General features: G+C 36.7%; 10 protein-coding genes. 3 read left to right on the forward strand and 7 right to left on the reverse strand.

Annotated features, from left to right (window positions below):
- Positions 1–231 precede the first annotated feature (231 nt).
- Positions 232–1,227: a diacylglycerol kinase gene (locus B5D30_RS02765; RefSeq protein WP_078806523.1), complete on the forward strand. Its 996-nt coding sequence runs from the start codon at positions 232–234 to the stop codon at positions 1,225–1,227.
- Between the two features lie 57 nt (positions 1,228–1,284).
- On the opposite strand, the gene B5D30_RS02770 is transcribed toward B5D30_RS02765, so the two are convergent.
- A complete protein-coding gene (locus tag B5D30_RS02770) occupies positions 1,285–3,801 on the reverse strand; it encodes a lectin-like domain-containing protein (RefSeq protein ID WP_159443178.1) in 2,517 nt (838 codons plus the stop codon).
- Between the two features lie 330 nt (positions 3,802–4,131).
- On the opposite strand from B5D30_RS02770, the gene B5D30_RS02775 reads away from it, so the two are divergent.
- Positions 4,132–5,787, forward strand: coding sequence for a helix-turn-helix domain-containing protein (locus B5D30_RS02775; protein ID WP_078806511.1), 1,656 nt, complete (start codon positions 4,132–4,134; stop codon positions 5,785–5,787).
- Between the two features lie 128 nt (positions 5,788–5,915).
- On the forward strand, positions 5,916–6,248 hold the full coding sequence (locus B5D30_RS02780; RefSeq protein WP_078806512.1) for a metal-sulfur cluster assembly factor: 333 nt from the start codon (positions 5,916–5,918) through the stop codon (positions 6,246–6,248).
- A gap of 20 nt (positions 6,249–6,268) precedes the next feature.
- On the opposite strand, the gene B5D30_RS02785 is transcribed toward B5D30_RS02780, so the two are convergent.
- From B5D30_RS02785 to rhuM, 6 genes are all read right to left on the reverse strand, one after another.
- Positions 6,269–6,832, reverse strand: coding sequence for a DUF3267 domain-containing protein (locus tag B5D30_RS02785; protein WP_078806513.1), 564 nt, complete (start codon positions 6,830–6,832; stop codon positions 6,269–6,271).
- A 23-nt stretch (positions 6,833–6,855) separates the two neighbouring features.
- Positions 6,856–8,073 (reverse strand): aminoacyltransferase, encoded by a 1,218-nt coding sequence (locus tag B5D30_RS02790; protein WP_078806514.1) that lies wholly within the window; start codon positions 8,071–8,073, stop codon positions 6,856–6,858.
- A 223-nt stretch (positions 8,074–8,296) separates the two neighbouring features.
- Positions 8,297–10,540, reverse strand: a complete 2,244-nt coding sequence (locus tag B5D30_RS02795; RefSeq protein WP_078806524.1) for a PBP1A family penicillin-binding protein — start codon at positions 10,538–10,540, stop codon at positions 8,297–8,299.
- Positions 10,541–10,591: 51 nt separating this feature from the next.
- Positions 10,592–11,200 (reverse strand): Holliday junction resolvase RecU, encoded by a 609-nt coding sequence (gene recU / locus B5D30_RS02800; RefSeq protein ID WP_078806515.1) that lies wholly within the window; start codon positions 11,198–11,200, stop codon positions 10,592–10,594.
- 106 nt (positions 11,201–11,306) lie between these two features.
- Entirely contained in the window at positions 11,307–12,479 is a 1,173-nt protein-coding gene (locus B5D30_RS02805) for a tyrosine-type recombinase/integrase (RefSeq protein ID WP_078806516.1), read from the reverse strand.
- A 110-nt stretch (positions 12,480–12,589) separates the two neighbouring features.
- On the reverse strand, positions 12,590–13,056 hold a 467-nt coding region (rhuM, locus tag B5D30_RS02810; RefSeq protein WP_144399457.1), incomplete at its 5' end, for a RhuM family protein.

Here is a 13,056-nt window from a genome sequence, read left to right on the forward strand (position 1 = left end):
AGCTAGACAAAGAAAAGCAAGCGGGGCGTTCAGGAGTTTGTCGCAGAGAGCCATGCCATTTACTTGCCTGAAGCAGAGCTTCAGGTGGCATTGCGAACAGCGATCCAACTCCTGCCCTCAAATCTAGCGATTTTGACAAACCATGAGCATTCAAAAGACGTTTGCATTACAAAACAAAAACGAAAATCAAGAGAAATAAATTTTTTACAAACAATTTTGGGAGGGAAAGAAATGCGTGCAAGGGTGATTTACAATCCAACGAGTGGAAAAGAAATCATGAAAAAGTATTTGCCAGATGTACTAATAGAGCTTGAAAATCTTGGCTATGAAACAAGTGCATTTGCCACAACACCTAAAAAGCACTCAGCAAGAGATGAGGCACGACGTGTAGCACTTGCAGGGTTTGATTTGATTGTTGCAGCAGGTGGGGATGGTACGATTAACGAAGTAGTAAATGGCATTGCCTCGCTTCCTAACCGACCCAAAATGGCGATTATTCCAGCTGGGACGACCAATGATTATGCAAGAGCTTTGAAAGTACCAAGAACGAATCCAGTAGATGCCATTCGTTTAGTAGGGAAAAAACAAACGGTGGAAATGGATATTGGACGTGCTGGTGAGAATTATTTTATCAATATTGCAGCAGGAGGCGGTTTGACGGAGTTGACGTTTGAGGTGCCAAGTGAGCTGAAAACGACATTTGGTTATCTTGCTTATTTGGCAAAAGGGGCTGAAATGCTCCCTAGAATTAAACCGTTAAACATTCGGATTACGCATGACGAAGGAGTTTATGAAGGGTTGACGAGTATGTTCTTTGCAGGGTTAACCAATTCTGTCGGAGGCTTTGAGTCGTATGCACCTGATGCGAAACTTGATGACGGTTATTTTTCACTGATTATCGTGAAAGCAAGCAATATGGTAGAAATTATGCGTTTGATTGCTCTCTTGCTCAATGACGGACAACACATAGCTGATCCGAAAATTATTTATGTCAAAACAAAACAATTGACCGTTGAAGTGTGTGATGAAAATGAACGTATGATGCTTAATTTAGACGGCGATTACGGTGGAGATGCGCCAATGACTTTTGAAAATCTGGCTCGTCACATTGAATTTTTCGCAGACTTAGATGAAATATCTGATGATGCCGTGCTTGGTTACGAGGAACAAGAAGAAGATTACGAAGAAATTGCAGAAAAATTTGTGCATGATATGGAAAAAATTTGAGTAGAATCAGTAGAAAAAAGTCTAGACGTCTCAAAAAGACGACTAGACTTTTTATGATTAGTTTACTCTTTTTCTTTTAAAGAAATAAAGAGTAATAGCTGTTGTAACCAATCCAATTCCAAGTAAGGTGGAAATGTTATTTGAAACTTCATTCGTTCTAGGTAATCTAGGTTTTGAATCGGTAATTGTGATAGTATTATTGTTATTTTTTCTTTCGCCCCCTTTTGCTACTTCCTCTGGTTGTTCAGGAACAACAGGTTTCGCAGGCGAAGTAGGTTTCACCGGCATTGTCGGTGTGATTGGTTTCGGCTGTGTCGGTTTGACAGGTACAGTCGGTGTAATAGGTTTCGGCTGTGTCGGTTTGACAGGTACAGTCGGTGTAATAGGTTTCGGCTGTACTGGTTTCACCGGTACTGTTGGAGTCACAGGTTTTGGTTGTGACGGATTTACAGGTAATGTCGGTGTCACAGGTTTTGGTAATACAGGTTTCACAGGCATTGTCGGTGTAATAGGTTTCGGCTGTACTGGTTTCACTGGCACTGTCGGTGTAATTGGTTTGACAGGCGGTATAGGTTTCACCGGCACTGTCGGTGTAATTGGTTTAACAGGCGGTATAGGTTTTACTGGCACAGTCGGCGTAATCGGGTTAACAGGCGGTATAGGTTGCACCGGTACAGTCGGCGTAATCGGGTTAACAGGCGGTAAAGGTTGTACCGGCACAGTCGGCATTATCGGGTTGACTGGTGGCATTGGCTGTATCGGCACTGTTGGTGTAATTGGAGTTTTCACAAGCTCAGGGAAAACGTCTTTAGGATTGAATTTTCCAGTTGCTTGCACTTCTTTCCAAGAAACCTTGTAAATTTTCTTATCAATCGAAATGTCCTGATTTTCTACGACTTTTTGCGTATTCCAAGTGGTGATGCTCTTTACTTCTTTCCAATTTAGATTTTCCGTTGTCGCAGGTGTCGTATAGCTTAGATTGTCAAAGGCGATTTGGTGAAGATTTGCCCCCCAGCCAGTTGAAGAAGAAATCATCAACTTATAGCCATTAGCAAGTTTGCTCAAATCAGCGTTTGGAACTAAACTAGAAAGCGGAGCAGACCAATGTTTTCCGTCATAATCTACCGACAAAGTTTTGTTATCAGCAGTATAATGAAACTCAATTTCTTTCCAATGTGTCGTAAATTCTTCTGGATTGTGAATAAATTTCGGAGAAAGTTCGCTTGCTCGATTTTCTTCAATCCCCGTATAATGATCGCTTATTTTATTGCCATATCGTTCATATTCCACTGTATATTCATCATAAGCACCGTCTGTAATTGTTTCAACCGTCCCGTCAACTCCCACAGAATGAATAAATGCAGCGAACGCATTTCCGTTTCCATTGCCAAGTGGACTTCCAAGTTCACCTAGCATTGCTTGGTTATTTTTGTATTGCAAAGGGTCGATGTCGTAATATTTCTTCCCACCAGTGTTATTTAAGAGAAGGGCTACATCGTGCATATTGTTATAATAGGTATCTAGTTTAAAACCAAAAGCACCTGTCAAGCCACCTATACCAAATCCTTGCCCAGCATAGCCAAGATCATTATTGGCAACGGGGTTAAATGTGAAACCAATGCCGTCAGCACCTTGATCACGCTGATTTTTATTGCCTAAATGCACACGTGCTTTCATGCTGAAGTCATGTGTTAAATCAACCGCAGCTTTTGATACGATAGAACCAGCACTTGCGTTAGGATCAGCAGCTGACGTACCGGGAGCGGCATCTGCTAAAGTGACTTCGTTTCCTTTAAAGGTATGATTTTTGTCAACGAAATTTTGCTTATTGCCAAATGAACTTTTCGGAGCATAGAAAAAATCTTCTGCGGTGATTGTTTGTTGCTGGTCATTTCCAATTGTTCTATTTGTAAAAATGATTTTTGTACTTTTTTTCTTATCAGAGTAATAAATTTTTCCGATTTCAATGTTCTTTTGGTCAACTATATTGCTATTTTCATCATAAATCGTAGGGATTTTATCGCCATTTTCCGTAGAAAATTGCCCTAATTCTTTGTCGAACGTTTGAATATCGGAAACTGCGACATCTTCTTCACTCAGCACAGAAAAACCATTTTGGTCAATAATTGGTAAAATTTCCCCACTCTCTGTCGTGTGAAAAGTTTTTTCACCCACAATTTTCTCCACAGGATTGTTTAATACGTGAAGAGTTAAGTGATTTTCCTTGCCCTCATAATCGCCAGAGCTGATAAATTTCTCTACACTATGATGATCATCTGGCAATATATTTTTTTCATCTACATTGTAATAATTTTTTGCATAGTTAAAAATAAGTTTTGGTTCAGCTGTTGCAGGTTTTACAATCACAACTTTTCCTTGTTCGTTCATTGAGGCAGTAATCCCTTGTGCTTTCAGTTGTTCCATTAGCAACATTGCATCTTCAAAATCAAGGTTATTTTGTTCTTTTTGAATTTGATTCCAACCGCTTTTCTCTGCATTTTCTTCAGCTTTTACAAAAGAGGGAGAAAGAGTGCTTAAAATGGTTGCAGCTAAAAATAAATTGATTTTTTTCATGTAGAATTTTCTCTCCTTATCGCTTTGATGTTGCAATAATACTCCCTTAAATAAAATTAAAGAAGAAATTTTTGTCTTGATTTTGGATAAAAACTTTTTTTTACTCATTTTCCTTTCATTCGATTCATCTATCATTTGTTTAAATGAGAAAAACGAGCTATAATTTTAATATAAAGTTGTATTAATACTATCCATAGAGTGCGATTTATTATGAATATTTTTCCGTGATTCTCATCTATTTTTTCAAAAAACTCCTTTACGAAATTTTAATATTTGACAAAAAAATAGGAATCACCTTTATACAAAAGCTTTTAAAGAGAATGTTAAAAAATGTTTTTTGATAAAATTCAAGGAAAGGCGGTGAGGAGAATGTTGGATTTGCTAGAAGAAAAAGAAAAAATCAAACTTTCCATGTGTTATGCGATACAAATATTTGGAAAAGAAGAAATGGATGTAGACTTTTTTATGACACATCTCAATTATTTACTTGCACATTCGCAAATAAAAGTGAAAAGTAAAAAATCTATTTTGCGTTATATGAACGAATTAGTGGAGGATATTACAAAAAGTCATTTAAATTCTTCTATTCCTCTTAGGTTTGATGATAATAGACTTTACATTAATATAAATAAACCTATTCTTATGACACATTTGATTGTGTATTATTTGCACAATAGCTTGAAATACCTCATTCTTTTTCACTCGTTTGTTGGCAGAGCAAATAATGCACAGGCTATGCTGGAAGAGATTGAAACGGATGATTTTTCTTATTTACCGCAGGAAATTTATATTGAAACGACTGAAGTTACGCTTAGAAATAAGCTAAAAGCACTCAATAAAATACTTGCACTTCATGGTTTTCAGTTAGATAATTCATATCATTTTGTCGGTAGAGAAATCAATGTGCGAATGTTTTTTTATGAACTTTATTTCTTTTTTATGAACGGTGTACTTCAATCGAAAAGTTATCTTGATACTAAATTTGGTGAATTTATTCATCAAACACTTCAAGAAGGGCGAGATTTACTTGAAAAAATCACCGTTTGTGAACAACCCACTGAAAATGAACGTATGGGCTTTGCGATTATTTACGGAATATCTGTTTTACGAGCAATGCAAAATTATACTTTGAGCGAGTGTGAAATTTACAGTAGTTTTTCAAAAGAAGAGTTTCAGGACAAACAAATTCAAGAGATGTTTATCACAATAAAAAAAGATTTTCTAAAACGAGGATTTTCCGTAGAGGTAGCAGAGAGTGAAAGTAGGTTTTTACTTGCTTATTTATACACGGAATTGCCAAGGTTTCATTTAGACGGAAAAAAATTATTCAAGGATATTTTTCAGATGAAAGTTAATAATTTATGGGGGGAATTTCTTGATTTTTTTGAACAATATTTTGATAAACCGTTTCAAGTGCAACATTCAATTCTTTTAAAAGAAGATTTCAAGCGGAATTTTACTCGCTTTTTGTTCTTTGAAAACCTAGGGTTGCAACGACTCATTGCGGTCAATTATTTTGAGGATTCGTACCGTTTTATGACGAGAGTGTTAGAAGAATTTTCCAAGAGAATTTTCCAGATACTTTATCCAAAGAGAGAAGAAAGTTATCAAAAACCGTATGTTTCTTGCTATTTTATTTATTTAAATTATGCGTATTGTTATCGAATATTGACCAATATAGAAAATGGAGAGCATTTGTTTCCTTATTTTCCAAAGGTCAATGCGGTAATAGATTTTGCAGGAACACAGGAAAAAGGGCGATACGTGCATTTAATTCTTGAAAAACGCTATGGTTTGAATTTGAACTTGCAAGAACATACAACGGAAGAAACGGACATTGTCATTAGTAACATTTTGACAAATGACTTTGAAAACACGAATATTTCCACTTATTTATGGAGTGCATTTTTCACAGACGAAATGATTGAAATACTTGCAAAACGGATAGATGCTATTCAAAACGAAAAACGAAGAGGGGCGAATTGAAGTTTGCAACACCCCCAAAGAAAACGAAAATAAATTTCAGAGCGAATTTCCTTGAGTTTTTTCTATTCTTTATTATAATAAAAAAGAAGGTTTTTATTAGCAAATTTCGACAAAGAAAAGGAGCTACCATGAACAACGAATTTACAGAGGAAGAAGTTCAGCAAATTAAAGATAGAATTTTGACAGCACTTGAGAGTGTTATTGACCCAGAGCTTGGCATTGATATTGTCAATCTAGGTCTTATTTATGAGATTGAATGGGAAGAAAGTGGTGAGACGGTTGTGAAAATGACCTTGACCACAATGGGCTGTCCTTTGGCAGATGTATTGACCGACCAAATTCACGAGGCACTAGGCGAAGTGCCAGAAGTGAAAAATCTTGAAGTAAAACTGGTCTGGTACCCACAATGGACGACCGACCGCATGAGCCGTTACGCACGAATTGCTTTGGGGATTCGGTAGGAAAAAAAGACCTTGCTGACTTAATCATCAGCAAGGCTTTTTCGATAAAAACTCATCCCCACTTCCGTGTCTTCAATCCACACATCATTTGGCTCTTTCATGACAAGGAAACTGATATAAAAATCTCCTATACAGCCAGCAGCGTGTAGACTTGCTAGAAAGACAAGAATAGGTTTAGAAAGAATACTTAAAGCGAAAAGCACAATAAATCCTAGGCTAATCAAAAGAAACGGAGCCATTGAAATACAAAAAAATGCTTTTTTTCTGTAATAGGAACGTGGACTTGTCGTATAAAGGCACCAATTTTTATATCCAAATTTTACTTTTCCCTCTGGATAAAAGAGCTTGAAAAATATTCCATGAATCCCTTCATGCAGAAGAAAGGCGAGAATGATCAAGAAAAGCGTGGGGAGTTCAAATGAGCCCCAATTTACATTGCTCTCGGCTGGATTTATGATAGCATTCAAAAATCCAAATATCGCCAAAAACAAAAAGAAAAGTGGAATACTAACAATGTTCAACCAGAAAATAGTTTTCTTATTTTCCAGTAGGTTCATGCTTTTAATTAATTTTAACCCCTGCATATCATTCGTTCTCCTCGTATTTTTTAGATTTTTTTTCGTTTTTTGAGTTTATATGCCCATTCGCTTAGTTTGAACAATGGAAGATTGACGGGTAAGTCAAATTCTCCTGCAAATTCTTCGATAACGGGGTGGAAACTCTTTTTAAATTTCAACAAACCGTCATTCAAACTACCGTCAAGTCCGCCCATATTACTTGCATTTGCTCCACGGCGGAAACATTCTTGAATTGTTTCAAACCATGTGAGATAAGCAGGCATATAACGTTTGAAGTTGTCGTCCATTCCTGCATAGAGAATTTCGCTCGTTTTGCCAAAGCGAATAGAAAGCGTCCCTGCAATATTGACCACTTCACCAAGCGTGTTGACTTTTTCCTCTAATTCGTTGACATCACGCAAAAGAGAAGTGTGTTGCTCTTTGAGATTGTGACGTTTTTTCTCTTGATTTGGCTTTAATTTTGAGATTTCCTCTTCGTTTTCCTTTAGTCTTGTGACAGACTGCTCAAGCAACTCTTTTAAATTCAATTCAGCAAGCATTAAAAATGCATCTTCACCGTACAAATCAAGCAATTTTGCATAATATCCACCATTGTCCCCGCTACGAAGTTTCACGCCTTTGCGGTCTTCGGTCAAATTCATCAAGCGAACAAATTCACTTAATTCACTCGTTTCAGCAATTCGTACACGTATTCCTTTATTGCGAGCAGTGCGGAGCATTTGACGTGTTTTTTTGCTCAAAATTTCTTCGCTAAAACTTTCCTTATGCACATTTGCTTGAAAACGAGGTTGAATGGTTTCGCTCATATCAAGCGTTAATCCTTGCCATTTCGCACCTGTACTTTTCAAAAGAGCGATTTTTCTCGCTGCATCGCCATTAATCACTTGGTCATCACCCAAGAAAAAGTTACGGTACAAAATCACAGGGTCCATTTTTACAAACAACGCACGTTGACGTTTTGCGTACCCTCGTAAACTTTTCAAAAAAAATGAAACCAATTCACGATTTTCAAAGTCCATTACAGGTCCCCTTGGTGTGTAAAGCATGGTAAACCCAAGTGGGAGTGGCTTGATTAGCACAAGTGAGCTGGCGACAAGTTTGTTTTCTTTGTAAACGCCTAGAATCTCACTTTTCCAGTTTTCTTTTACTTCCGCCCATTTGCTTGATTGCAAAAGTGTGCCGAGTGGATTTTCTTTGATAAACTTGTCATGTTCAACGGCTGGAATGCCGATTTTAAAAATATACATGATAAAAAATAAAGTTCCTTTCTTTCAGCAGTAAACTGCCTAGCTAGTATGATGTTAGCTGTTGAGAATGAGGAGTTCATTCTCAATTTTATATTATACACTAACCACGAAATGAAAAGTAAAAAGCGAGTCTTTTTCTTTTGTTTTTTTGAAAGATTTTTTTGAGAGTGAAGCGTTAGAAGATGAAAATCCTCCATACTTTGTTGTATAGAGGATTTGTTTTTTATTCAGAATTATCGGAGGAGCTATCGCTACTAGAAGAAGTAGGCGGAGTGCTAGGAGTCGTGCTGCTCGTTGGTGGTGGCACGCTTTCGCTTGAGGACTCGCTAGAAGAAGTCTCGCTACTTGTTGGAGTGGCAACACTTGAGCTTGTAGAACTCGTTTGTGAAGAAGATTTTTCTTTTTCTTTAGAACTTGTGCTTGTACTCGTAGAGCTTGTTGTACTCTCAGAAGTTTTAGTTACTTGCGGTGTATATTTTGAGTTGACAAGAGATAACTCAGAGCCATTTCTAAGCACGCTATCAGGCATTACCCAGTCTTTGTTTGGTACATTGTCTGATACAAAGCCCATTAACTCACGATACACTTCACTTGCAATCAAAAAATCATCTGGCAAAATCGGTGTCAATCGATTGTTATACCCTGTCCAGACGGCAAGAGAATAATACGGAGTAATACCGACAAAGTTTTCATCTGGAGCAATTCCTTCGTAGGAAGAATTGATTTGCTTGAGTTGATTATCGTCATAATTACTCGTTCCAGTTTTTCCTGCTTGATAAAGTCCGGGAATTTGTGCATTGTTTCCAGTTCCGCTTGAAATGACATTTTTCATCATATCTGTCACCATATAAGCCGTAGAGTCTTTCATGGCACGAGAGCTTGTCGTTTTAAATGTTTGCTCAGTGCCGTCAGCAAAGACGATTTTGTTGACGTAATAAGGCGTATTGTAAACACCTGCATTTGAAAATGCTGCATAAGCGGCTGCCATTTTCAAACTAGAGGCTCCATATTTATTTCCGTCTTGCACATTGGTATTGCTTGAAATGGCATTGGAATATTCCATTTGCTTATAATCAATCCCTACTTTGTTTAAAAATGTTTTTGCTTTATCCAAACCAACAGCATCAAGAGCTTTAATCGCTGGGACATTCCGTGATAACGTCAACGCTTGTCGCATAGTCATCCAGCCCATAAATTGATTGTCCCAGTCATGCACTTCGATATTGGTATTTGGATAAGTATAACTTGAGTCGTCTAGCATATGGTTGGTCGGCCAATCGAGGTTTTCAATCGCAGGACCGTAATCTGTTAAAGGTTTCATGGTAGAGCCAAAATCACGGTTCGTTTCAACGGCTTGGTTGACACCAAATGTAATATCGCTTGCGATTTTTCTTCCACCGATTTGTGCAAGTACCTTCCCAGTTTTCACATCGACAAGTGTTGCAGCTACTTGAAATTTATCGTCTGGATAATCGACATATTGGTCAGAATTGACAATGTCGTACAAACGTTTTTGGGCGTTCATGTCAAGGTTGGTGTAAATATCCATTCCTTTTTTGAATAAATCCTCGCCTGTTTTTTCTTGTACTTCTTCGATAACTTGTTTGACGTAGTTGTCAATGATTTTTAAGTTTTGATTGCTTTCTTTAAGTGGCTGAAGTCCGTCATCAATTGGTGTGGCAACGGCTTTGTCGTATTCTTCTTTAGAAATTTTTTGATTTTCAAGCATAGTCAAAAGCACTGTGTCACGACGATCTTTTGCATAATTTGGATTGATATACGGGTTATACGTGTTCGGAGCTTGTGGCATTCCAGCAATCAAAGCAGTTTGAGCATAGCTCAAGTCTTTTGGCTCTTTGCCATAATACTTCTCACTTGCCGTTCTCATGCCGTAAATTCCGTTAGACATATAGACCTTATTCATATAATACGTTAAAATTTCTTCTTTTGAGCTACGTCTGTCAAGTTGCATGGCAAGCCACGCCTCTTGGGCTTTCCGTTTTAACGTTTGGTCGCTTTCTTTGGTTGAAAAATAACTTAGCTTGATTAACTGTTGCGTTAGCGTACTCCCGCCTTGTGTTGTGCTATGCGTTATATTGTGGAAAAGCGAACTAACAATACGCACAGGGTCAATCCCGATATTTTGATAAAATCGTTTGTCCTCGACAGAGATGACCGCATCCTTTAGTTTCTCGGGCAATTCATTTGGCTCAAACAACACACGTTGCTCCGCACCTAAGTCGGCGATGAGTTCGTTATTTAACCCGTAAATTTTACTTGACGCACTCGCTCCCAACTCTTTGTCAGAGAGTTTCGGGGAAGATGAAGCGTAGAAGAAAAACAAGCCCACTCCTAAAAGAAATAGCACCATTCCTAAAGAAAACAAAGTAAAGAAAATTTTAAAAAGCCAGCCATGTTTTTTCTTGCCTTTGTGCTTTTTATTTTTTGGTTGCAAATGGTGTTTCATATTGTGAGCTTGACTTCGCTTTGCATGATTTTGTTCCAAAACGGTTCCTCCTTAATCTGTTTTGGTAAGCATTTGTAAAAATACTTGAACAGCATCTAAATAGGGTATTCGCGGGGCGAACCCAAGTGTTATTTCAATTCCTTCGCACTCAATGTCGGATAATTTTATGGATTTTCTCGTATTTTTTTCTTTAAATCGCACGATTAATTTACTTGCAGGGTAAAAAAACACACGATTTAAACTTGAAAAATAAAGCAAGACAAACGCAATTCCATTTTGCGACAGCACATTTTCCATATGCGTAATTTGATGTTCATGAAAATTTGCAAAAGGAAAAGAAGTTTTATTTTTCGTCTCTTTTGCCTCAAAATCAAGATATTTCCCTTGAAATACACCGTTATAATCAGTTGTAGAGGCTTGTCTAAAATATGCCTCGGTTATTTTTGCACGATTTCTGCTAGGATAATCCACCCGTACAATCTGAACAGGTGTCGGTTTTTTATGAATTACGGCAATTCCTCTAGTGAGATAATATTCATTGCTTTGGTTGATTTCCTCTTCAAAACTCATTCCACGCTTGCCAAATTCAATCGCTTTTTTCTTGGAGGGCATTGGTTTTTCAAAAATTTTTCCGCTACCATTAGGGTAAGCAATCGTCATTTTTCTCTCCTCCTGTTATACTAATAATAACAAATCACCTAACACAAACCTTATTATATCAGATAATTTGTTGCGTTGTAGAAAAAATGTTTAGAGATTGTTTAGGCTAATATTGAATGTAATTCATAAATCGTTCTACATTTTTTTGATTGTTTTGGTCTGTTTGGTGTGTGTATGTGTTGAGTGTGGTGCTAATATCAGCGTGTCTTAGTCTAGTTTGGACGTCTTTGATATTTGCACCACTCTCTAACAACAGAGTAGCGTGCGTGTGCCGAAAACTGTGTGAACTGATATTTTTCTTTATGGTAGTCCTCTCTAAAATTTTCACGATTCGTTTGTTGATGTTGACAGGGTCAATGACATTATTAAAAAGATTTGTAAACAATAATTTTTTGTCATTCCTAACTCCAAAAGCCAAATTGTATTTTGCTTGTTCTGTTTTCCATGTTTTGAGTGCTTTCATGGTAGTAGGGTCAAGTAGTACAACTCCTATACTTGCGACATTTTTAGGACTGTCAGAGATGATGTTGATGACATTTGTTCTTACTTTCTTCCTAGAAACTGTTTTGTTGATGTGAATGGATTTTTTATCAAAATCAATGTCATCCCAATTCAAAGCCAAAATCTCGCCAATCTGACAACCACTGTAAGCAAGCAGTCGAAAGAGAGCATATTCTTTTTTTCGTTTGTAACTATCTTCTTCAAGGTTGACTGCTTCAAGAAATAAAACCAATTCTTCACGAGTTAAAAATTCTTTTTCTTTTGGTTTGTTTGTAGATTGTGGGATATAGGTTCTTTCAAAAGGATTACTTGGAATCGCATTTGTTAGTACACCATATTTGATAACCTGTTTGACTAGGTTAATTATCTTTTTGTAGGTTGATTTTGAAAAGTTATCACACCATTCAATCATTACTCTCTGTAAAATTTGTGGTGTGATTTTAGCTATCTTGTAAGTTGCAAGTTTTGGATAAATGCACTTGTTCAAACACCATTCCGTATTAATGATACTTGAGGGCTTTATTTTTCTTCTGTGTATTTCAAACCATTCTTCAGCTACTTCTTTGAAAGTTGTATTTGAATTTGTCTTTTTCGTTGAAGAAAAACCGTTCTTTTCAAATTCTGCTAGTTTCCGATTGTACTTCAATTTTACTTCACGTTCTGTTTTTCCAGTAACTTGAGCGTTCACTTGTTTTCCAGTGAGAACGTCAATTCCAATATATCCTTTTAACTTATAGCGTTTTTCGCCTTTCTTTGTTTCATAACTTGTAATGTTCATTTTATAATCATTTCCTTTCGTGTACCAGTGGCAATGGTTTTACTCAAGGAGTTTAATTATTGTGTAAGTTAGTATTCTTATTTATTTAGATAGTCAACTATCATTAGCGATTACTTTCCTTCTAATCTTTCAATTTCTTTGCTAAGATTTTCTAAATAATCTTTCACTATAGTGGAATTTGGAGGATTTAACGTTTTGTATTTCATAAATTCTTCTAGTGCTTTTTCATTTGCTTGTTTACGTGTAATTTTTCCTTTGTCCTGTAAAAGAATATCGTCTGTCAATTCAATATATCTATCAACTTGCGTTATCCAGTCTATCATTTTCATTTGTTTTTTTCTTCGTGCTTGACGTTCAGCAATATCAAGAAAAGCTGACGACATTTGATTTAAATCTTCTAATTCATTTTTTAGTAAGTAATTTTTTGCAACTGTAATGTCTGCTTTTTGTGGATAATTGCTTTTCATGGTTGTTAACCCCATATTAACTTGTTGAGCATTCGCACGAGAAAACACAATTTCAGGGGCAGTATGTCCAGTGATTGCATAATGGAGCTTGTTTTGAATTATTTGGAAAA

The organism is Pilibacter termitis (assembly GCF_900167335.1).
GTDB lineage: Bacteria > Bacillota > Bacilli > Lactobacillales > Streptococcaceae > Pilibacter > Pilibacter termitis.